General features: G+C 69.9%; 22 protein-coding genes. 9 read left to right on the top strand and 13 right to left on the bottom strand.

Features of this window, described 5'->3' with window-relative positions; genetic code table 11:
• The first annotated feature begins 116 nt into the window (after window positions 1-116).
• Window positions 117-1,325 (top strand): M24 family metallopeptidase, encoded by a 1,209-nt coding sequence (locus V6S85_RS13365; RefSeq protein ID WP_334349180.1) that lies wholly within the window; start codon window positions 117-119, stop codon window positions 1,323-1,325.
• Window positions 1,326-1,426: 101 nt separating this feature from the next.
• Window positions 1,427-1,582, top strand: a complete 156-nt coding sequence (locus V6S85_RS26605) for a YodC family protein (protein WP_442885664.1) — start codon at window positions 1,427-1,429, stop codon at window positions 1,580-1,582.
• Here the strand turns inward: V6S85_RS26605 and V6S85_RS13360 are convergent.
• The gene (locus tag V6S85_RS13360) at window positions 1,579-2,136 is read right to left on the bottom strand and encodes an IS5 family transposase (RefSeq protein WP_334349179.1); all 558 of its coding nucleotides are present in this window, start codon (window positions 2,134-2,136) and stop codon (window positions 1,579-1,581) included. The genes V6S85_RS26605 and V6S85_RS13360 overlap by 4 nt on opposite strands.
• Window positions 2,137-2,489: 353 nt before the next feature.
• Here V6S85_RS13360 and V6S85_RS13355 point away from each other — a divergent pair, with 353 nt between their 5' ends.
• Complete coding sequence (locus tag V6S85_RS13355; protein ID WP_334349178.1) at window positions 2,490-2,762, top strand: hypothetical protein; 273 nt, start codon at window positions 2,490-2,492, stop codon at window positions 2,760-2,762.
• Window positions 2,763-2,981: 219 nt separating this feature from the next.
• Here V6S85_RS13355 and V6S85_RS13350 read toward each other — a convergent pair whose 3' ends face one another.
• The 6 genes from V6S85_RS13350 to V6S85_RS13325 form a co-directional block, all read right to left on the bottom strand.
• The gene (locus tag V6S85_RS13350) at window positions 2,982-4,502 is read right to left on the bottom strand and encodes a dipeptidyl-peptidase 3 family protein (RefSeq protein WP_334349177.1); all 1,521 of its coding nucleotides are present in this window, start codon (window positions 4,500-4,502) and stop codon (window positions 2,982-2,984) included.
• A 67-nt stretch (window positions 4,503-4,569) separates the two neighbouring features.
• The gene (locus V6S85_RS13345) at window positions 4,570-4,770 is read right to left on the bottom strand and encodes a hypothetical protein (RefSeq protein WP_116567660.1); all 201 of its coding nucleotides are present in this window, start codon (window positions 4,768-4,770) and stop codon (window positions 4,570-4,572) included.
• 92 nt (window positions 4,771-4,862) lie between these two features.
• Window positions 4,863-6,455 carry a sensor histidine kinase gene (locus V6S85_RS13340; RefSeq protein WP_334349176.1) on the bottom strand — a complete coding sequence of 531 codons (1,593 nt, stop codon included), beginning with the start codon at window positions 6,453-6,455 and terminating at the stop codon, window positions 4,863-4,865.
• Window positions 6,452-7,165: a response regulator transcription factor gene (locus V6S85_RS13335; RefSeq protein WP_334349175.1), complete on the bottom strand. Its 714-nt coding sequence runs from the start codon at window positions 7,163-7,165 to the stop codon at window positions 6,452-6,454. The genes V6S85_RS13340 and V6S85_RS13335 overlap by 4 nt, the downstream gene beginning before the upstream one ends.
• Window positions 7,162-8,745 (bottom strand): DUF4153 domain-containing protein, encoded by a 1,584-nt coding sequence (locus V6S85_RS13330; RefSeq protein ID WP_334349174.1) that lies wholly within the window; start codon window positions 8,743-8,745, stop codon window positions 7,162-7,164. The genes V6S85_RS13335 and V6S85_RS13330 overlap by 4 nt, the downstream gene beginning before the upstream one ends.
• Window positions 8,746-8,925: 180 nt before the next feature.
• Complete coding sequence (locus tag V6S85_RS13325; RefSeq protein ID WP_116488884.1) at window positions 8,926-9,384, bottom strand: Hsp20 family protein; 459 nt, start codon at window positions 9,382-9,384, stop codon at window positions 8,926-8,928.
• A 286-nt stretch (window positions 9,385-9,670) separates the two neighbouring features.
• On the opposite strand from V6S85_RS13325, the gene V6S85_RS13320 reads away from it, so the two are divergent.
• The 5 genes from V6S85_RS13320 (at window position 9,671) to V6S85_RS13300 (ending at window position 13,544) form a co-directional block, all read left to right on the top strand.
• Window positions 9,671-10,513 (top strand): class I SAM-dependent methyltransferase, encoded by an 843-nt coding sequence (locus V6S85_RS13320; RefSeq protein WP_334349173.1) that lies wholly within the window; start codon window positions 9,671-9,673, stop codon window positions 10,511-10,513.
• Between the two features lie 94 nt (window positions 10,514-10,607).
• Window positions 10,608-11,513, top strand: coding sequence for a class I SAM-dependent methyltransferase (locus tag V6S85_RS13315; protein ID WP_116569718.1), 906 nt, complete (start codon window positions 10,608-10,610; stop codon window positions 11,511-11,513).
• Window positions 11,510-12,178 carry a hypothetical protein gene (locus V6S85_RS13310; RefSeq protein WP_116569717.1) on the top strand — a complete coding sequence of 223 codons (669 nt, stop codon included), beginning with the start codon at window positions 11,510-11,512 and terminating at the stop codon, window positions 12,176-12,178. Before V6S85_RS13315 ends, V6S85_RS13310 begins: the two co-directional genes overlap by 4 nt.
• Before the next feature lie 109 nt (window positions 12,179-12,287).
• A complete protein-coding gene (locus tag V6S85_RS13305; protein ID WP_101715565.1) occupies window positions 12,288-12,596 on the top strand; it encodes an SCP2 sterol-binding domain-containing protein in 309 nt (102 codons plus the stop codon).
• A 3-nt stretch (window positions 12,597-12,599) separates the two neighbouring features.
• The gene (locus V6S85_RS13300) at window positions 12,600-13,544 is read left to right on the top strand and encodes an alpha/beta hydrolase (RefSeq protein ID WP_334349172.1); all 945 of its coding nucleotides are present in this window, start codon (window positions 12,600-12,602) and stop codon (window positions 13,542-13,544) included.
• A 151-nt stretch (window positions 13,545-13,695) separates the two neighbouring features.
• On the opposite strand, the gene hisN is transcribed toward V6S85_RS13300, so the two are convergent.
• Window positions 13,696-14,535, bottom strand: a complete 840-nt coding sequence (hisN, locus tag V6S85_RS13295; RefSeq protein WP_116569715.1) for a histidinol-phosphatase — start codon at window positions 14,533-14,535, stop codon at window positions 13,696-13,698.
• A gap of 52 nt (window positions 14,536-14,587) precedes the next feature.
• Complete coding sequence (locus V6S85_RS13290; protein ID WP_101719651.1) at window positions 14,588-14,980, bottom strand: helix-turn-helix domain-containing protein; 393 nt, start codon at window positions 14,978-14,980, stop codon at window positions 14,588-14,590.
• Window positions 14,981-15,144: 164 nt separating this feature from the next.
• Here V6S85_RS13290 and V6S85_RS13285 point away from each other — a divergent pair, with 164 nt between their 5' ends.
• Entirely contained in the window at window positions 15,145-16,080 is a 936-nt protein-coding gene (locus tag V6S85_RS13285) for a lysophospholipid acyltransferase family protein (RefSeq protein ID WP_334349171.1), read from the top strand.
• 173 nt (window positions 16,081-16,253) lie between these two features.
• Here V6S85_RS13285 and V6S85_RS13280 read toward each other — a convergent pair whose 3' ends face one another.
• From V6S85_RS13280 to xseA, 4 genes are all read right to left on the bottom strand, one after another.
• Window positions 16,254-16,760 carry a response regulator gene (locus V6S85_RS13280; protein WP_101719653.1) on the bottom strand — a complete coding sequence of 169 codons (507 nt, stop codon included), beginning with the start codon at window positions 16,758-16,760 and terminating at the stop codon, window positions 16,254-16,256.
• 106 nt (window positions 16,761-16,866) lie between these two features.
• Entirely contained in the window at window positions 16,867-17,562 is a 696-nt protein-coding gene (locus tag V6S85_RS13275; RefSeq protein WP_442885662.1) for a M23 family metallopeptidase, read from the bottom strand.
• A 158-nt stretch (window positions 17,563-17,720) separates the two neighbouring features.
• Entirely contained in the window at window positions 17,721-17,939 is a 219-nt protein-coding gene (locus tag V6S85_RS13270) for a DUF2093 domain-containing protein (RefSeq protein ID WP_058347630.1), read from the bottom strand.
• A gap of 27 nt (window positions 17,940-17,966) precedes the next feature.
• Window positions 17,967-19,502: an exodeoxyribonuclease VII large subunit gene (gene xseA, locus V6S85_RS13265; RefSeq protein WP_334349214.1), complete on the bottom strand. Its 1,536-nt coding sequence runs from the start codon at window positions 19,500-19,502 to the stop codon at window positions 17,967-17,969.
• Window positions 19,503-19,593 lie beyond the last annotated feature (91 nt).

The following is a 19,593-nucleotide window of genomic DNA, read 5'->3' as shown; positions in this document are numbered from 1 at the left end:
CGATCCGAAAGCTGACGCATTCGGCGGCGACATCGCCCGTCCGACGGCCGCCGAATCCGGCGATCCTGCGCGCTTCGACATCGACCGGCCGGTCGCGACAAGACGAGGAACACCGCATGACCCTGGGCGTGGGCGGATCGACCATGGCCGTCGAACTGGCCGGCCTTTCGCCGCGAGCGGGCCGTCCGCCGGCTATCGGCGCGGCCGAATACGCAGCGCGCCTGGAGAAGGCAAGGGGGCTGACCCGCGCCCTGGGCGCCGACGCCCTGCTGATCGGGGCCGGCGCCTCGCTGCGCTACTTCACCGGCGTGCCTTGGGGCGCGACCGAGCGGCTGGTGGCCCTGCTGCTGCCGGTGACCGGCGCGCCGGTGATGATCTGTCCGGGCTTCGAGCTGGGTTCGCTGCAGGCGGACCTGAAGATCGAGGTCGAGATCCGCCTGTGGCAGGAGCACGAGAGCCCTGCCGTCCTGGTCGGCCGTTCGCTGGCGCAGCTTGGCGTCGACGTCCTGGCCCTGGATCCGGCCGCGCCGTTCTCGCTGTTCGCGGCCCTGCGCGAGACCGCGCCGTCGCTGTCGGTGAAGGACGCCGGAGCGGTGGTCGACGGCTGCCGGGGCGTGAAGTCGCAGGCCGAGCTGGCCTTGATGCGCTACGCCAAGGCCATCACGCTGGACGTCCACCGCCGCGCCGGCGCGGTGTTGGCGTCGGGCGTGCGGGCCAGCGAGGTCAAGCGCTTCATCGACGAGGCCCACCGCGCGGCCAGCGGCGGCGGCTCGACCTTCTGCGCCGTGCAGTTCGGCGAGGCCACGGCCTATCCGCACGGCCTGCCTGGCGACCAGGAGCTGGCCGAGGGCGACCTCGTGCTGATCGACACCGGCTGCCAGGTCGAGGGCTACCAGGCCGACATCACCCGCACCTACGTCTTCGGAACGCCGTCGGACGAGCATCGCCGGATCTGGGAGATCGAGCACGAGGCGCAAGCCGCCGCCTTCGCGGCCGTGCGCCCCGGCCTGCCGTGCGAGACCATCGACGCCGTCGCCCGCCAGGTGCTCGAGCGCCATGGCCTGGGCCCCGACTACGCCCTGCCGGGCCTGCCGCACCGCACCGGCCACGGCATCGGCCTGTCGATCCACGAGGGCCCCTACCTCGTGCGCGGCGACGCCACGCCGCTGGCGCCGGGCATGTGCTTTTCCAACGAGCCGATGATTGTCATCCCCGGCCGCTTCGGCGTGCGCCTGGAGGACCACTTCCACGTGACCGACGACGGCGCGGCCTGGTTCACCCCGCCGTCGCCCTCGATCGACGACCCGTTCGGACTGAAGGCTTAGGGGCTAAGAGAGTGTTTCATAAGGATGCATTCTCACCTCTCGAAAGTTGCAGCGACTCACGCGCACCGGTAGCCTTCCTAGCTTGACTGAGGAGTTGAGCTATGAATGCCGGTGACAAAGTCAGGTTGAAATCTGGCGGGCCCAACATGACGATCTTTTGGATCGAAGATGGGATGGCCTACTGCGAGTGGTTCCTTCCCACCGGGAAGAAGGAAGGCGATCGGTTTCCGCTCGTCGCTCTTGAGCAAGTCCCCTAACAAAGCCGTCTGAGCATCAACGAGACCATGGCCCACCGCACCATCGCAGCGCTGTGGGTCATGCGTCGTTCTTGATCTTTGTCGAGCCGGCGGTAGTCGCCAAACCAAGCAAAGGTGCGCTCGACCACCCAACGCTTCTTCACCGGGATGAAGCGCTTGGCGACCATCGCAGGATTGTCCGTGACCGATACCGCGGCACCGACCTTGTTCTCCATCCACTTGGCGAACGGCCGACCCTGGTAGCCTTTGTCGGCGTACAGGATCTCGGGCGTTGAGGTCAGCCAGCGCAGCGCTTTACGAATGGCCTTCTGCGCACCTTTGGTGTCGTGAACGTTGGCCGGCGTAATCGCTACATCGACCATCAGGCCGGTCGTATCGACCACAAGATGACGCTTGCGACCTTTGACGCGCTTGCCGCCGTCAAAACCACGCGGACCACCTGCCTTACCTGTCTTTACAGATTGCGAGTCAACGACGACCGCGCTCGGGTTCACGTTGCGACCATCTAGCCAACGCAAGGTTTCATACAGCGTGCGTTGAATGGTTCTCAACACGCCGCTGATCCTGCGGCAGAACCACAACCCAGCGAAGCTGCGCCTGCTTTTGCACCTGAACCGCAACCGCCGGTGACAGAAGACGTGGAAGATAAATAATTCTCGTGCGTTGATGGTGAGAGGGCATTGCCGTGCCCTCTCACCTACTCGCTGCGACGTCTGGCGCGCAGCGAGCATCATTCACTGCGAGGACCCGCAATGAATAATAGAAAATTGAATCTTGAAGACGCTGACCGGCCAACTCGGCCGATTGAGTCCTATCGGGACCTTCTGACTTGGCACGCCGACAACATCATGCGCCGCTATCACGAGCGCATGGCTGCACGCGGCGCATAAGCAACCGGGGAGGTGACATGACCAAGCACTGGAGGATCGTCGGCTACGACAGCTATGACATCGTGTTTGACACGCGCATTCCGTTCGGCTCGCTTTCTGAGGCCGAAATGAAGGTGCTTCTCGCGCGATTGCAGTGTCGACATCTAACAGATGAAGAGATTGTCACCTCCTCTTTGCGCAGGAATGCGCGCAATCGAAGTCACCACATTGAAGTGATAGCAAATCGAGGTGGAAGGCCCGGCCTAATGACGACTTCGACAGGCATATACTATGTCGCAACGGTCGAATAACGACGTCAGACAGATATAGCCTTATGAAACCACCTCTAAGATCCCTCCCCCTGAAGGGGGAGGTGGCCCGAAGGGCCGGCGGGGGAAGTGGCTGGTGAGGTCAGTTCATCCGCCGACGCCGCAATCCCTTCCCCCGCAGTCGGGGAGTTTATCCTCGGGCCGGCCTTTCGCCGGACCCGGGGGCGACAGCTCCCCCTTCAGGGGAAGCATCCTGCTATCTCACACCTTCTCCGGATAGACTGGCGCGATATCCACCGGGATGTCCTTGAGCGTGGCGATCACGCCGCGGGCGTCGTCGTCGAGGTGGGCGTAGCGGTCGAAGAAGGCGACCATGCCGGCATAGTCGCCGTCGCCTTGCAGCTTGACGATGTCGGCCACCAGGTCGCGCATGCCGGCCGCCATCCTGGCGTCGTCGACGCGGAAGCGCTTGAGGGCTGGGTCGTAGACGAAGGCGCCCTTGGCCTTCAGGTAGCCGTACTGCAGCGCCGCGCCCCGGCCGTGGGCCTCCTCGTCGCCCCAGCGGGCGGCGCGGAAGATGCCGGCCAGATAGGTCGCGAACAGCTGCGGGCGTTCGGCCGCCGGGATTTCGCCCTTGTCCATCATGAACAGGATGTTCCAGGCGCCCATGACGTCGGCCTTGGCCTCCTCGGCGGTGCCGCCGATGTCCTTCAGCTCGGCCGAGACGGTGGTGGCGCGGCCGTCGACGACGATCGAGCCCGGGCCCAGGCTGTGCGACAGCTCGTGGAACAGGGTCTCCAGTGTCATGTACTTCTGGCTGACCAGCGCGGCCTGGTCGGCGACCAGCACACGGTTGGCGATCGGCTGCAGGATGCCCTCGTACTTGGCGGCCAGCACGTTGGACAGGATCACCTTCTTGGCGCCCTTGGCCTCGCGCACGCGCTCGTCGTTGGGCAGGTTGAAGGCCACGGTCTGCGGGCCGTGCAGGTTGTCGCCGCCGCCGCGGATCTGCTCGGCCACGGCGATGGGCGAGGCGCCGCCGCGCTTGAAGTTCTTGTAGGTGTCGGCCACCGGCAGGTTGGCCTCCATGTCGCGCAAGTAGGCCTTGTACTTGTCGAGCGCGCTGCTCTCGGTCGGGTTCTTCAGGGTGACGAAGGCCTCGAAGGCGGCCTTCTGGCCCATCAGCTCGTCGGTGTAGGTCTCGTACGGACCGATCGCCACCTCGATGGGCGTGCCTTCCAGGTCCATCCAGGCCATTTCCGACTGGAAGTAGTCGTTGGTGCGGAACGACTGGGCGCGAAGGGTCAGGAACTTCTTGAGGCTGGCGTTGGTGGTGACCTTGGCGGCTTCGTCCAGCAGGGCGGCGGCCTTGGTCAGCTCGGGCTTGTAGGCGACCGAGAACGGCACGGCGACCAGCTTGTCGCCTTCGCGGCGGACCACCGTATAGGTGTCCATCAGCGCGGCTTTCTGGTCGGGATGGGCGGCCAGGTAGGTCTCCAGCTGCGCCTTGGTAAGGCCGGCCGGGTAGAAGCCGTGGCCCGGGCCGTCGGGGCCGCCCTGGGCGACCATCTGCTTGGCGTAGATGGCCGTCATCTGGTCGGCGGCCTGGATCAGCAGGTTCACCACCTTGCGCTCCTCGGGCGTGAGGAAGGCGGTGTCGGTCTTCATGCGGATGGTCGCGTAGTTCTCGGGCGGCGCGGTCTGGGCGTTGGCGGCCATGGGAGCGGAAAGTGCGGCGGCCGAGACGCCGAGCGCCAGGGCGAGGGGAAGAAGCACGCGCATGTAGAAGGCCTTGCGGATGAAGCGAGGCCTTCGCTTACACCCGCCGTGGGGCGAAGACGAGGCGCAGCTAGAAGCGCCGCCTTTTGAGGGAAGCGAAGGCGTCCAGCATCACGGCGGCCAGGTGGCTCTGGTTGCGGGCGAAGGTCGGATCCTCGGCCTGGCCGGACAGCTGCATGCCGTCGGGACGGGTGACGCTCCAGGTGTAGCGGCCGGCGGCGATGTCGAGTTCGACCTGGCAGTCTGAGGCGGGCGGGGCGGCGGTCAGCATGGGAAATCTCCTGGCCGGGAAGGCGTGATCGACACCCTACGGACGGCATGCGGCGCCCTGATGGACCCCATGTGGAGATTTCGTGCAGATGATCAGGCCGTCGGCAGCGACAGGGTGAAGCGCGCCCCGCCCGGGTCGGCGACATAGGCCACCTCGCCGCCGTGGGCGCGGGCCAGGGAGCGGGCGATCGACAGCCCCAGGCCCGTTCCGCCTTCGGCGCGGCGCGTGGTGAAGAACGGCTCGAACAGCCGGGCGGCGTCGGCCTGCGGCACGCCCGGCCCGTCGTCGGCGACCACCAGCACGACGGCCTCGCCGCGATCGTGGCCGCTGATCGCCACCTTGCCGGCGCCGGCCTGGCGGCTGTTCTCGACAAGCACGGTCAGGACCGTCTCGATCATCGCCAGCGGGGCGGCGACGGGCGGCAGGTCGGCGGGCAGGTCGCTGGAGACCGCGAAGGCGGGCGTCGACAGGGCCGCCGCGACGGTCTTGGCGGCGGCGGCGGGCGCGGCGGCGACCCCGGCCTCGGGCGTGGCCATGTCGGCGCGGGCCAGCTCCAGCAGGCGTCCCACCAGGGCCGACAGCCGGGCGTTGTCGGCGGCGATGTTGGCCAGGAAGCGTTCGCGCTCGGCCTGGCTCATGGTCGGGTAGTGGTCCTGCAGAAGCTCGATGGCCCCGCGCACCCCGGCCAACGGCGTCTTGAACTCGTGGCTCAGCGCGGCGGCGAAGTCGCGCAGGTATCGCGAGCGCTTGTCGATGGCCTCGGACATGGCCCGGAAGTCGTCGTACAGCGCCTGGATCTCGACGGCCGCCGTGCGCGGCGTTTCGGGCGGCTCGCCCCGGCCGGTGGCCATGGCCCGGGTGGCGGCGCTCAGCTGCTCGATCGGCCGGGTCACCCCGCGCGAGACCAGGCCCGCCAGGCCGAACAGCACCATCAGGATGACGCCGGCGCCCAGCAGCAGCTTGCCGCGATCCTCGTGCAGCCCCTTGAACAGGCCGCGCGGCGAGCGCGACAGCAGGAGCACGCCCACCGTCCTGCCGTCGACCTCGACGGGACGGGCGTGGTGCAGGCGCACGGCCGAGGCCCGGCTGAACAGCTCCCAGACCGAGCGCTGGCGGTACTGGCCGTTGCGGCGCAGCACGGTTTCGGGCCGTCCCGCCAGGGCCTCGCGCACCTCGGGCAGGGCCGACAGGTCGCCGCCCGCGCCCAGGCCCCGCACCACGCGCCCTTGCGCGTCGGTCAGGACGATGGCGGCCAGGGTGCTGCGGGTGGTGTCGGCGAAGATGTGGTCCAGGCGGGCTCCGGCGACGGAGGCGTCAGCCTGCGGAGGCGTCGCGCTGGGCGGCGGGGACGGGCGTTCGGGCAGGATCCGGGCGGCCGACAGGTCGATGCTCGGCCGCTCGGGGCGGTAGTAGTCGGGATCTTCGGGATCGGGGCGCGGCGCGGGCGCGGGCGGCGGCGCGCCGGGCCACAGCGCCGCGGCCGTGGCGGCCAGGGCCGCGCCCTGGGCGGCCAGCTCGGCCTCGGTCTGGCGCACCAGGGTGTTCTCGTAGCTGCGCAGGAACACGCCGCCGATCGCCGGCATGCTGGCGGCGAACAGCAGCACCGCCAGCAGGATGCTGCGCAGCCGCAGCGCCGGCCAGCGCCGCTTGACCGCGTCCTTCCAGGCCGTGAAGGCGGCGATCACGCCCCGGCGCTCTCGCTCGTGCCCTGGCACGGACCCAGGCGATATCCGACGCCGGGCCTGGTTTCGATCAGGTCGACGCCGCCCAGCTTGGCGAACTTGGCCCGCAGGTTGCGCACGTGGCTGTCGATGGTGCGGTCGGTCAGGGCGAAGCCGGGTCCGCGCAGGCGGTCGATGATGGCGTCGCGGCTGAACACCCGGCGCGGGGCGCTGGCCAGGGTCCACAGGATGCCGAACTCGGTGACGGTCAGCGCCGCCTCGTCGCCGCCCCAGGCCGCCCGCCAGGCGTCGGCCTCGAGGCTGAGGCGGCCGCGGCTGACCAGCTTGGGCTCCTCGGCCGGGGCGGCGGCGCTGGCGCGGCGCAGGATCGCGCTGACCCGCGCGGTGACCTCGCGCGGGCTGAACGGCTTGACCACATAGTCGTCGGCGCCCAGCTCGATGCCCAGCACGCGGTCGATCTCGTCGTCGCGCGACGACAGCAGCAGCACCGGCAGCTGGCCCTCGGCGCGGATGCGGCGGCAGACGTCCAGGCCGTTCAGGCGCGGCATGTTGATGTCCAGCACGACCAGCGCCGGCTTGTGCGCGGCGATCGCCTCCAGCGCCGCCTCGCCGTCGGCGGCCTCGACCGTGGCGTAGCCGGCCTTGCCCAGGGCGAAGGCCAGCAGCTCGCGGATGTGCGGCTCGTCGTCGACGATCAGGATCGGCTGAGTCATGGCGCAGATGTTCCGCGTGCGACGTCGGAGGTCAACGGTGCGGTTGGGGTCAGGGGAACGGCCCGAGGCGGGCTCGATGGATCGATGCGGCCCGGATTGGTCATCAGGTAGCCGTCGCAGTCCTTCTGGCCGACCAGAACCCTGACGACGACGTCGCGGGGGCCTAGCGCCAGGGCGGCGCGAAGCCGCCGCTCGCCCCGCCAGGTCCAGCTGCGCCAGTCGGCCTGGCGCCTGGAGAGGTCTTCCAGCAGCAGCGCGCGCGACCAGGCCACGCGGGCCGCCTGGGGCTGGGGCAGGGGGCGGGCGCGCAGGCGGCTCAGCGACACGACCGAGGAGTCGCCCAGCTGCTCCAGATAGCAGACGTCGAGCGCGGTGGCGGGACCGCCCACTTCCTCGGCGTGACGGGCGTTCCAGTCGGCGGCGATCGCGCCGATGTCGACCACGGCGCACGCGGCCAGCACCACGGCGGTGGCGGCGACATTGGCGTTGACCAGCCATGCGCCGCTCCTGCCGCGCAGCATCCGCCAGCAGATCAGGGCCAGGCCCACGCCCACCAGCGCCATCCAGATCAGGGCGGCGATCCGCAGGCGGGTCAGGCCGTAGGCCTCGATGTAGTCGGTGGTGCGCAGGATCGACGAGGCGACCAGGAACAGGTTCTGCGCCACCCACAGCACCACGAGGCGCCTCAGCCAGGTCGACCGCGCCGTCGCCGAGCCCGGCGCCAGGGCGACCAGCACGAACAGGCCGGCCAGCAGGGCCGTGGCGATCAGCGGATAGGCGCCGCGATGGGCGTATTGCGCCAGGGTCACGCCCTCGGGCAGCGGCGCGCGCGACCACAGGAAGGCGATGTCCAGGCCGTTCTGCAGGGCGAAGAGGGCGTTGAACACCACCAGCGACAGCCCGACCGAAGCCACGCTGACGCCGGGCGGCGGGCCCGAGCCGACGGTCAGGCCGTTGGTCTTCCTGAGGAAGCGCGGCCGCAGCAGCGTCCAGGCGCAGACGCCGATCAGTCCGGCGAAGACCAGCCGCGCCGGATCAAGCAGCGGCAGGCGCAGGCGGCCCAGCGCCTGGGCGATCACCGGATTGGCGGTGGTGAACAAGGCCAGGAACACCAGGCCGCCGATGACGGGCAGGGCCAGGACGGGCAGGCGGCCGATCAGCAGGTCGCTGCTCACGGAGCGATGTCTGCGCAGGGCCGCTAGGTCGAGGATCGGGGCGACAAGGGCCATGGCCAGCCAGAAGCCCAGGCGCTGGGTCCACCGCCACGCATCGTCGCGGCGGCCGGCGCGGGCGGCCAGCGCCGCGACGCCGAGCGACAGCACGCAGAACAGGAAGGACAGTCGCCCCGGCGCCTCGATCATCAGCGCGGCGAAGCCTGCCGCGAGCAGCAGGGCCGGCCAGGCCTTTCGCGAGGCGGGGGAGATCAGGGCCACGGCCAAGGTCGCCAGCAGGAAGAACAGTCCAAGGTTCAGCCCGGCCGCGTGCCGATAGAGCAATTGGTCGGCCGCCAGCACCAGGACGGCGGCCGCGATCGGCTTCATCCAGAATGGCGCGGCGGAAGGCGGGCGGAGGGCTGGCATGGACGGGCTCCTGGCATCGGAGCCTCGTGCTTAGGCGGGCGCGTTGCAGGGGCGGCGGCGTGGGCGTGCACGGCCCGACCGCTGGTCGTGCAGATCCGGTGCAGACGTAAAAAAGGGCGGCGCGAGATCGCGCCGCCCGAAAGTCGGAGGGGAATTCAGAGAGAAAACGGTCGGTCGCGGTTAGGCGGCCTTTTCGCCTTCGATCACGGCGGTGTCGGCGCCAGCGTTGATCGGGATGGTGCGGGGCTTGAGGGCTTCCGGAAGTTCGCGCTTGAGCGAGATGGTCAGCAGGCCGTCGGCCAGGGCCGCGTCGGTCACCACCACGTAGTCCGCCAGCTGGAAGCGGCGGTCGAAGTTGCGCTCGGCCAGGCCGCGATGCAGGTAGCGCTTGGTCTCGTCGTTGGCCGCCTTGCGGCCCGAGACGGTCAGCAGGCCTTCCTTGGCCTCGATCGACAGCTCTTCCGGCTTGAAGCCGGCGACGGCGATCTCGATGCGGTAGGAATTCTCGTCGGTGCGCTCGATGTTGTAGGGCGGATAGCCGGAGGCGGCTTCGGTCTTGGCGGCGGCGTCGAGTTGCGCGGCCAGGCGGTCGAAGCCGACGAGCGAACGGTACAGCGGCGACAGGTCGATAGTACGCATAAGTGTAGAACCTTCTCTTCAAGCAAGGTTGCAGTCAGTGTTCGAACCTTCGACGACCCGAGATCGGCCTCGTCTGTGATCCGGAAGGCCCGGTTGTCCAGCGCCTTCGGTTGAATAGTTGGGAGATGGTTTTTCGACTTCAAGGGGTGCGGCGTTTTTGAATTCGACGGGCGTCGATCGCGGCCCGTGCAAGGTGGGCGGGCGTGTGGCAGGGCGGGCCGGAATCGCTTGATCGGCCGCCACCCAAGGTTAAGGTCCGTCACCTCGACGACGACGGAGACAGACCATGCCCGCCCGCCGCCACCTGCTGATCCTCGCCGCCACAGCGGCTCTTGTTCCCGCCACCGGCGCCCTGGCCGCCGACGCCGCCCTCAAGGCCGCCGTCGCCTCGCCCGACCGCACGCCCGCCAGCGTCGCCCGCGACGGCGCCCGCCATCCCTACGAGAGCCTGGCGTTCTGGGGGCTCAAGCCCGGCCAGACCGTCATCGAGGTCTCGCCCGGCGGCGGCTACTGGACCGAGATCCTCGCGCCCTACGCCAAGGCCACCAAGGGGACCTACGTCGCCGGCGTCGCCGACCTGGCCAATCCCAAGCTGTCGGAAGGCGCCCGCAAGGGCCGCGCGGCCTTCGAGGCCCGCTTCGCCGACGAGGCCAAGTACGGCAAGGTCAAGTTCGTCGACTTCGGCCCGGTCGCCGCGCCGCTGGGCGCGCCGGGCTCGGCCGACGTGGTGCTGACCGCCCGCAACGTCCACAACTGGACGGTCCAGCCGGGAACCGCCGACAAGCTGTTCGCCGACTTCTTCGCGGTGCTGAAGCCGGGCGGCGTGCTGGCCGTCGAGGAGCATCGCGCCGATCCCGCCGACGAGAAGAGCGCCGGGGCCAACGGCTACCTGTCGACCGCCACCGTCGTGGCGCTGGCGCAGAAGGCGGGCTTCAAGCTCGACGCCAAGTCCGAGATCAACGCCAACCCCAAGGACACCAAGGACCATCCCTTCGGCGTCTGGACCCTGCCGCCCACCCGCCAGTCGGCGCCGGGCGGCCAGCCGGCCGATCCGAACTTCGACCGCGCCAAGTACGACGCCATCGGCGAGAGCGACCGCATGACCCTGCGCTTCAAGAAGCCGGCGTGAGGCGACGCCTCCTGGCCCGGGAGCCTGCGCTCCGCGGGCGTCTTTTTGCCAAGGTCGCGGTCTAGGGCTGGGATCCATGCGTAACGGGGGATCGATGGACCCAGTCTCTTCCTGGTCGCGTCGCGGCCTGCTCGTCGCCGCCGGCGCGGCGGGCCTCGTCGGCTGCGGCCGCAAGAAGGACGAACCGGCCCAGGCCGAGGCGCCCAAGCCCGCCGCGGCCGCCGCCAAGGGGGGAGCTTCCACCCTGGCCGGCGCGGTCGACGGCGACTGGCGCAACGGCGCCGACAAGGCCCGCGACGCCTGGCGCCATCCCATCCAGAGCCTGGAGTTCTGGGAGATCAGGCCCGGGCAGACGGTGGTCGAATTCTGGCCCGGCGCGGGCTGGTACACCGACATCCTGGCGCCGTTCCTGGCCGCGACCGGCGGCAAGCTCTACGAGGCGGTGCTCGAGGCCGATCCGGCCGACCCCGCCGCCGCCGAGATCGTCGCCGCCTTCCGCCGCAAGCTGGAGGCCAAGCCGAAGCTCTACGGCAAGGTCGACATCACCACCTTCGGCCGCGGCAGCGGCCCCGTGGCGCCGGCTGGAACGGCCGACCGCGTGCTGTTCCTGCGCAACCTGCACAACTGGATGGCCGGCGGCATCGCCGAGAAGGCCTTCAAGGACGCGCTGGCGGCGCTGAAGCCGGGCGGCATCCTCGGCGTCGAGGAGCATCGGGGCGAGCCGGGCCGCGTGCAGGACGTGCTGGCCGCCGATGGCTACGTCCAGCAGGCCTATGTCGAGCAGCTGGCCAAGGAGGCCGGCTTCGTCCTGGCGGGATCCAGCGAGATCAACGCCAACCCGAAGGACACCAAGGACCATCCGTTCGGCGTCTGGACCCTGCCGCCGACCCGCCTGTCGGCGCCGCGCGGCGAGCCCGCCGAGCCCGATTTCGATCACGCCAAGTACGACGCCATAGGGGAGAGCGACCGCATGACCCTCAAGTTCGTGAAGCCGAAATGAGCGCCCGCATCGCAAGGCGCGCACTGGTCGCAGCGGCCCTGGCCTTGGTCGCCGGTTCGGCCGCTCTGGCCCAGGGCTCCAAGACCGCTCCGGCCGACAAGGTCTTCAGCTACCTGGAGAACTTTCTGAAGGTGCCCGCCCAGGAGCGCTCGCGCACCCGCGTCGCCTTCGCCCTGTCGCGCGACGGCAAGCCGGCGGCGGGCCTGAAGGCCACCCTGGTCGAGGCCAGCGGCGCGCGCACCCCGCTGCCGATCGGCGCCGACGGTCGCTTCGAGCGCCTGCCGACGCTCGCCCAGCTGCAAGGTGGGGCCAAGATCGAGTTCGAAGCGCCCGCCGACGCCAAGTTCGGCTCGACCCTGATTATCGAACCCGTCCTGAAACCGGCGGCCGAGTACGAGGTCGCAGAGCTGAAGACGGTGCTCGACTCGACCAACGGCGTCATCGGCAAGGCCGCCGGGCCCATGGCCATGCTGGCGCCGAAGATGACGGGCTTCGGCTTTCCCGGCGCGACCGGCGGCGTCGTGGTCGGGGCCGACGGCAAGTCGCAATCCCTGCCGCTGTCGGGCAAGACGCCGATCCTGCGCCTGGCCGACTTCAAGGGCGCGACCCGCGTGCGGTTGTCCGGAACCCCTGCGCGGGTGGGTTTCATCCAGAGCAAAAAATAGCGTGGAGAGCGTCTGAACGGTGTTTACTTGCGGCCCGGCTCCGGCCAGGGTGCCCACCAAGTTTTCACGCGCAGAACGCTCAAGCGCAGAAAAGAGGGAGACAGCGTTTATGGCCACGTTGCAGGAAATCACCGACAAGATCAAAACCGCCGTGGGCGACGACAGCGGCCTGGGCAAGAGCCTGAAGTTCGACCTGAAGGGCGAAGGCGTCATCCTCATCGACGGCGGTTCGGTGTCGAACGACGACGGCCCGGCCGACCTGACCATGACCCTGTCGAAGGAAGACTTCCTGGCCATCGGCGCCGGCTCGCTCGACCCGACCATGGCCGTGATGACCGGCAAGCTGAAGCTGTCGGACATGGGCGCGGCGATGGCGCTGCAGTCCAAGATGGCGGCGCTGTTCTCGAAGCTCCGCTAAGCCATGGGGGAACCTGCGCCGCTGGTCTCGATTCCCGAGGCGCCGGTTCCCGACCACGGCCAGGCCGAATGGTTTTCCGGCGCGGATGGGGCGACCCTCCGCGCCGCTCTGTTTTCGCCTAAGGGCGATCCGCGTGGTTCGGTGGTGGTCAGCCCCGGCCGAAGCGAGCCGATCGAGAAGTACTACGAGGTCGTCGACGACCTGCTGGCGCGGGGCTTCGTCGTCCTGGTGCACGACTGGCGGGGGCAGGGGCTCTCGCACCGCGTGCTGCCCGATCGCCTGAAGGGCCACGCGGCCGGCTTCCACGACTTCGTCGGCGACTACCAGGCCCTGCTGGCGGCCTTCGATACGCGCCTGCCCAGGCCCTGGATCGCCTTGGGGCACTCGATGGGCGGCTGCCTGACCAGCCTCGTCCTGGCCCACGGCGAGACCCGCTTCTCGGCCTGCGTGCTGTCGGCGCCGATGCTGGGGCTGAACACCGGCGGCAAGCTTTCCGGCATGGCCCGCGCCCTGGCCTGGCTGGCCGCGCGCACGCCCCTGCGCGGCGGCTACGTGCTGGGCGACGTCGGCGACCCGTTCAAGCACGTCTTCCCGCAGGACGCCCTGACCCACGACGCGGCCCGCTACGCCCGACACCAGGCCCAGATCCGCGCCTGCCCCGACATCGCGCTGGGCGGCATCACCTGGGGCTGGACCGATTTCGCCTTTTCCGCCTGCGAGTGGCTGGTCCGCAGCAGGGGCGTCGAGGCGATCACCATCCCGGTGACCATCGTCGGGGCGGGGGTCGACACCCGCGTCCTGACCTCGGCACAGAAGGCCATCGCCGCCCGCATCCCCAAGGGCCGCTACATCGAGATCGAGGACGCCTTCCACGAGATCCTGATCGAGACCGATGACCGCCGCGCGCGGTTCTGGGCGGCGTTCGACGAAACGGTGGCAGGTCTCTAGCTCCCCAGATCCTCCCCCTCTGGGGGAGGTGTCGGCGAAGCCGACGGAGGGGGGAGGTATGTGCGAGGCGAGGGACGTCAGCGGCAGCTGAAAACGTCCCCCCTCCGGCCCTTCGGGCCACCTCCCCCCAGAGGGGGAGGATCTTTAAGTCTTATTTCGCCGACCGCTTCAGGGCGACCAGCGCCTCGTCCAGCACGCGCTGGTCGCCGGCGATGGCCATCTGGCCGCCGTGCTGGCCGATCGGCGCGCCGCGCCAGTCGGTGACGACGCCGCCGGCGCCTTCGATCAGGGGGATGGCGGCCTCGACGTCCCAGCTCTTCAGGCCCGCCTCGATGACCATGTCCATCGTGCCGGCCGCGACCATGGCGTAGGCGTAGGCGTCGCAGCCCAGGCGGGCCAGCTTGGCGGCCGCGCGCACCTGGCGCCAGGCGCCCAGTTCGGCGCCGTCGAAGCAGGCTTCGGGATCGGTGGTGGCGATGATGGCGTCGGTCAGCACGGCGCAGGGGCGCACGCGCAGGGCCTTCTCAGCCCCGCGGGCGATCAGGCGCGAGCCGCCGGCGGCCGAGCCGACATACAGCTCGTCCAGATAGGGCTGACCGATGGAGCCCAGAACGGGACGCCCCTGGTGGCGCAGGCCGATCAGGGTGGTCCACAGCGGCAGGCCGGAAATGAAGGCGCGCGTGCCGTCGACGGGATCCAGCACCCAGACGAACTCGGCGTCCGGGCGGTCCTCGCCGTATTCCTCGCCGATCACGCCGTGCTCGGGAAAGCGCTCGGCGATCAGCTTGCGGATGGCCGCCTCGGCGCCGCGGTCGGCCTCGGTGACGGGGTCGAACGCCGCGTGGGTGTCACGCGGCAGGTTCTTGCCGGCGGCCTTGTCCTCCAGCCCGTGGTCGGACCGGAACAGCGGCAGGATGGCGCCCGCGGAGGCGGCGTTGAGCTCGACGATGAAGGCGTCGAGGGCGGCGAGGCGATCGGCGGAGAGCGTCATGGGGGCAGGCTTTAGCCCGCCTTGGCCCAGGACGCTACTCCACGAAAGCGGCTCAGGCCTCGAGCTGCTCGACGCCGTTCAGCGACTTGGCCAGGTCCAGCAGCCGGCGGCGCGGACGCTCGCCCAGCAGGTAGTAGGCCCGGATCAGGTCGATCGTCTCCTTGCGGGCGAACATCTCGCCGCCCTCGGAGTCGTTGCTGGCCGTCGGCGCGGTGTCGCGGGCGACCGCCGACAGGCCGTCGTAGAAGTAGCCGACCGGAACCTCCAGCGCCTCGGACAGCTGCCACAGGCGGGCGGCCGAGATGCGGTTGGCGCCGCATTCGTACTTCTGGATCTGCTGGAAGCGCACGCCGACGGCGCCGGCCAGTTGCTGCTGGGTCAGGCCGAGCAGCCGGCGACGGCGGCGAAGGCGCTTGCCCAGGTGAGTGTCGATGTCGTTGCCCATGATGTGGACCCTTGACCCCCGATGGCTTTCCCCCGTCCCGAAACGGAACGGTCTGCCCTGACAGCCGCAAGTCGCGCGCCAAGCGAAGCTGGATCGCCTTTGAGGCGGCGAGGGTCTCCGACGCCACAGTTCCGCCGCCGGCCAAGTCGAGCTAGTAAGGGCCGATGTCCGACGCTCGTATTTCCCCCACCCAAGACTTCTTCTGGCGCCTCGAGGCGTTCGGCTACGACCTGTTCATGGGTCTGTTCCGGCTGCTGGGCGTGGACGCCGCCTCGGCCCTGGGCGGCTGGTTCGGGCGCACGTTCGGGCCGCTGAGCGGCGCCCACAAGGTGGCCGACCGCAACCTGCGCCTGGCGTTCCCGGAAAAGGACGCCGCCTGGCGCGCTGACATGCTGCGCCGGCAGTGGGACGGCCTGGGCCGCACGTTCGGCGAGTTCCCGCTGATGGACAAGCTCCTGCCCTCGACCGGCCGGGTCGAGGTGGTGGGCGCCGAGCGCCTGGCCCAGATCGCCCGCGACAGCGAGCCGGTGGTGTTCGTTTCGGGCCACCTGTCGAACTGGGAGGTGATGCCGGCGGCGATCGTCGATTCCGGCGTCACCTGCCAGATGACCTATCGCGCGGCCAACAACCCCTACATCGACGAGCGCATCAAGAAGAGCCGGTTCCGCTACGGCGTGCGCCTGTTCGCGCCCAAGGGCGGGGACGGCGCGCGCGAACTGCTGGACGCCATGAAGCGCGGCGAGTCGGTGGCGCTGATGAACGACCAGAAGTTCAACGGCGGCGTGGCCGCCCCGTTCTTCGGCCACGACTCGCGCACCGCGCCTGGGCCCACGCGCCTGGCCATCCGTTTCGGCACGGTGCTGCAACCGATGTCGGTACAGCGCACCAAGGGCGCGCATTTCCGCGCCGTGGTCCACGACCCGATCATCCCGCCCAGCACCGGCGATCGCACGGCCGACATCGAGGCCGGCGTACGGATGATCAACGCCTTCATGGAAGACCGCATCCGCGAGCGTCCGGAAGAGTGGTTCTGGGTCCACCGCCGCTGGCCCAACGAGGTCTATGCGGCGCTGCTGGCGGGCGAGATCCCCACGAACTGAGTCTCCTTCATTCCCGTCATTCCCGCCCTTGTGGCGGGAACCCCTCTGTCAGCCGCAAGGGCAGTGGGGGGCGGACTGCGGAGCAGCCCGCTTGCGCCTCACGTGCGAGCGGAACCAGAGGTTCCCGCCACAAGGGCGGGAATGACGGGAGGAATGAACGGGCAGGGCTTCCCCTAAAGCTCGATCGCGCCCTTGTCCGTTCCCCGACGGAACGGGCCGCCGTAGTGCGGGTCCTGGCGACGGCGGCGGCAGGGGCCGAAATAGTCGCCGCTGCGGATGAACGGCCGCGGCTTGAAGATCACCATGTCGATGCGGTCGAGCAGCGAACGGGCCGTGACCGGCTTGACGACGATCTCGGTGACGCCGGCGTCGCGCGCCTCGAACACCCGATGCCGTTCGGCGAAGCCGGTCAGCATGATGATCGGCAGGAACGGGTCGGGGCTGTCGGGCGAATTGCGCACCAGCTGGGTGAACTGCACCCCGTCCAGCGGCGACATCTTGAAGTCGACGATGGCGATGTCGATCTGGCGATCCTTCAGGATCTGCAGGCCCTCGGCGCCATCGATCGCCTCGTGCACATGGCGCACGCCGACCCCTTTCAGGATCGTGCTGACGATCGCCCGCATGTGGTGGTTATCGTCCACCAGGAGGAAACGGAGCTTATCGAGCACCGCGGACATGCGGGATTACGCCTCATACGCGAGTTTCAAAAGCGGGGCTGGGGATAACCATAACCGAGCGGACCTGTCGATAGGCGGTGTCCCGAAATGGTCAAGTTTGATCGCGTCACTGTCGCATTCCTGCGTCAACGACCCACAGGCTGGGGTCGAGATTGCGGTCGCGCCACTTGAGGCGCCAGCACAGATGCGGGCCCGTGGCGCGGCCCTCCTTGCCGACCGCGCCGATGACCTGGCCCTGGGCCAGCCGCTGGCCGGCGGCCACGTCGACCCGCGAAAGGTGCAGGTAGGCGCTGATCAGGCCCTGGCCGTGGTCGATGAGGACGAGGCCGCCCTCGAAGTGCAGGCCGGTCTCGGCGAAGGCGACGACCCCGGCCGCCGGGGCGACCACCGGGGTTCCCGCCGGCGCGGCCAGGTCGACGCCGTAGTGCGGGCGCTTGGGCTCGCCGTTGAGGATCCGCTGGCCGCCGAAGCGCGACGAGCGCCGCGTGGCCTTCACCGGCCAGATGAAGCCCGCGCGGAAGAAGTCGCCGTCGACGCGGCTGGCGAAGCCGGCGGCCTTGCGCGCGCCCTCGGCGGCGATGCGGGCCAGCAGGACCGGGTCTTCCGGCGAGACCTGCGACGGCGGCAGGCCGTCGATGCGCTGGATGTCGAAGGTTCCCGGCGCGATCGCCACGCGGTGGCTGGCCGAGCCGTCTGGGGTCTGGACGGTGATCTCGGCGGTCGGCGGGGCGTCGCGGTCGAAGCCGACGATGAACCAGCCGTCGGCCGAGGCCTGGGTGAGGGGCAGGCCGTCGACCAGCACCTCGGCGCGGGGCGCGGTGCGGCCGAGGGCATAGCCGCCCTGTTCCAGGCGACCGTTCAGGACCAGTCCCGGCGCCGCGGCGGCGGCGGGGAAGGCAAGGGGAGCGACGCCGCCGACGAAGGCGGCGAGAAGCGCCCGTCTATTCGGAGGCCAGGGATTCAGGCCTTGGTCTCCTGCCAGCGCTTCAGCGCTTCCTTCGGCGTGGCGTAGGCTTCCTGCAACTCGGGGCTCCAGTAGCGCAGGGCCTCCAGCGGGATCTTCGCGCCGGTGACGGCGCAGACCACGTACTGGCCGGGCTGGAGCACGGCGAAGTCGCCGTCGCCATAGTGCAGGACGGCCAGGCCGGATTTTCCGAGGTCGCGATCGTAAGCGTTCATGGGTCTCTTCTACGCCAATCTCGGGGTCTAGAACAGGTCGCCCTGCGACGACGAAGGCGGCGCGGGTTTCGGGCGAGGTGCGGGCTTGGGCGCGGCCGCAGCGACCGGCGCGGGCGGGGGAGGCGGCGGCGTGGCGCCTTCGCCGTCGATCACCGCGTCGCGCTCGCCGACCTTGAACTTCAGGTTCACGCGCTCGCCGGCGGCCAGGTCGGCGGCCGAGCGGGCCAGCGTCCCGTCCATCTTGCGCACCAAGGCAAAGCCCAGCTCCAGCGGACGCTCGGGGTTCAGCGACTGGCGCAGCTTGTCCAGGCCCGCCAGGCGGTCGGCCTCGCGGTCCAGGCGGCGACGGGCCACGGCGTTCAGGCGATCCCAAAGGGCCGGCAGGCGGGCGTGCTGGGCGGCGCGCTCGGGCGCGCGGCGGGCGGCCAGGTCCAGGCGACGCGACAGGTCGGAAAGGCGCTCGCCCTTGGCCTGGCGCTGGCGGGCCAGGGCCTCGGGCGACAGGCGGGCGGTGATCTTCAGGAGGTCCTGGGCGTGGACCGAGGTGTTGCGCTCCAGCGCCGCGTCCAGGCGGCCGGCGGCGATGTCGAACCGCTGCTGGGCCAGCGCCAGCAGGTCGTTGGGGCGTGGCAGGCCCCGGGCGGCCGCCTGCAGGCGCGTGCGGCGCTCCTCGACCACCCGGCCGGCGCAGCGCGACAGGCGGCGGTCGTAGTCGGAAACCAGGCCCCGCAGTTCGGCCAGCACCGGCGTGGCCATCTCGGCCGCGGCCGTTGGGGTGGGGGCCCGGCGGTCGGAGACGAAATCGATCAGCGTCGTGTCGGTCTCGTGGCCGACGGCCGAGATCAGCGGGATCGTCCCTTCCGCCACCGTGCGGGCCAGGGCCTCGTCGTTGAAGGCCCAGAGATCCTCCACCGAGCCGCCGCCGCGGGCGACGATCAGGATGTCGGGGCGTGGGACCGGGCCGCCGGGCGCCAGGGCGTTGAAGCCCCGGATGGCTCCGGCCACCTGGCCGGCGGCGGCGTCGCCCTGCACGACCACCGGCCAGACGATGACCCGGCAGGGCCAGCGGTCGCGGATGCGGTGCAGGATGTCGCGGATCACCGCGCCCGTGGGGCTGGTGATGACGCCGACCACGGCCGGCATCGAGGGCAGGGGCCGCTTGCGCTCGGGCGCGAACAGGCCCTCGCCGGCCAGCTTCGCCTTCAGGCGTTCAAGCTGCGCGAGCAGCGCGCCGACGCCGGCGGCCTCCATGCTGTCGATGACGATCTGGTAGCGCGAGCCGGCCGGATAGGTGGTGATCTTGCCGGTGACGATGACCTCGAGCCCGTGCTCGGGGCGCACGCCCAGGCCGCGTACATTGCCCTTCCAGACGACGCCGTCGATGGCGGCCTTGTCGTCCTTGATGGTCAGGTAGACGTGGCCGTTGGAGTGGTGCGTGACCTTGCTCAGCTCGCCGCGCAGCCGCACGAAGCCGTAGCGGTCTTCCAGCGTGCGCTTCAGCGCGAAGGCCAGTTCCGAGACGGAATAGGCGGGCGCGTTGGAATCGGGGGCGAGGTCGGTCATCGGAGACAACATAAAGCCCTCCCCGCGGAACGGGGAGGGCTGCATGGCGAGAGCGCCTTTTCGACGCCTCTCTTCTTATCGGCGGCTGGCG

Origin of the sequence: Caulobacter sp. CCNWLW153, from assembly GCF_036889365.1 — a bacterium.
GTDB lineage: Bacteria > Pseudomonadota > Alphaproteobacteria > Caulobacterales > Caulobacteraceae > Caulobacter > Caulobacter radicis.
The sequence above is the reverse complement of the archived record's forward strand: the minus strand, read 5'-3'. Positions and strand labels throughout refer to the sequence as shown.

Coding starts and splice junctions, on each gene's coding strand:
- V6S85_RS13365 (WP_334349180.1), top strand. CDS start 117: ATGACCCTGGGCGTGGGCGGATCGACCATGGCCGTCGAACTGGCCGGC.
- V6S85_RS26605 (WP_442885664.1), top strand. CDS start 1,427: ATGAATGCCGGTGACAAAGTCAGGTTGAAATCTGGCGGGCCCAACATG.
- V6S85_RS13355 (WP_334349178.1), top strand. CDS start 2,490: ATGACCAAGCACTGGAGGATCGTCGGCTACGACAGCTATGACATCGTG.
- V6S85_RS13350 (WP_334349177.1), bottom strand. CDS start 4,502: ATGCGCGTGCTTCTTCCCCTCGCCCTGGCGCTCGGCGTCTCGGCCGCC.
- V6S85_RS13345 (WP_116567660.1), bottom strand. CDS start 4,770: ATGCTGACCGCCGCCCCGCCCGCCTCAGACTGCCAGGTCGAACTCGAC.
- V6S85_RS13335 (WP_334349175.1), bottom strand. CDS start 7,165: ATGACTCAGCCGATCCTGATCGTCGACGACGAGCCGCACATCCGCGAG.
- V6S85_RS13330 (WP_334349174.1), bottom strand. CDS start 8,745: ATGCCAGCCCTCCGCCCGCCTTCCGCCGCGCCATTCTGGATGAAGCCG.
- V6S85_RS13325 (WP_116488884.1), bottom strand. CDS start 9,384: ATGCGTACTATCGACCTGTCGCCGCTGTACCGTTCGCTCGTCGGCTTC.
- V6S85_RS13320 (WP_334349173.1), top strand. CDS start 9,671: ATGCCCGCCCGCCGCCACCTGCTGATCCTCGCCGCCACAGCGGCTCTT.
- V6S85_RS13315 (WP_116569718.1), top strand. CDS start 10,608: ATGGACCCAGTCTCTTCCTGGTCGCGTCGCGGCCTGCTCGTCGCCGCC.
- V6S85_RS13310 (WP_116569717.1), top strand. CDS start 11,510: ATGAGCGCCCGCATCGCAAGGCGCGCACTGGTCGCAGCGGCCCTGGCC.
- V6S85_RS13305 (WP_101715565.1), top strand. CDS start 12,288: ATGGCCACGTTGCAGGAAATCACCGACAAGATCAAAACCGCCGTGGGC.
- V6S85_RS13300 (WP_334349172.1), top strand. CDS start 12,600: ATGGGGGAACCTGCGCCGCTGGTCTCGATTCCCGAGGCGCCGGTTCCC.
- hisN (WP_116569715.1), bottom strand. CDS start 14,535: ATGACGCTCTCCGCCGATCGCCTCGCCGCCCTCGACGCCTTCATCGTC.
- V6S85_RS13290 (WP_101719651.1), bottom strand. CDS start 14,980: ATGGGCAACGACATCGACACTCACCTGGGCAAGCGCCTTCGCCGCCGT.
- V6S85_RS13285 (WP_334349171.1), top strand. CDS start 15,145: ATGTCCGACGCTCGTATTTCCCCCACCCAAGACTTCTTCTGGCGCCTC.
- V6S85_RS13280 (WP_101719653.1), bottom strand. CDS start 16,760: ATGTCCGCGGTGCTCGATAAGCTCCGTTTCCTCCTGGTGGACGATAAC.
- V6S85_RS13270 (WP_058347630.1), bottom strand. CDS start 17,939: ATGAACGCTTACGATCGCGACCTCGGAAAATCCGGCCTGGCCGTCCTG.
- xseA (WP_334349214.1), bottom strand. CDS start 19,502: ATGACCGACCTCGCCCCCGATTCCAACGCGCCCGCCTATTCCGTCTCG.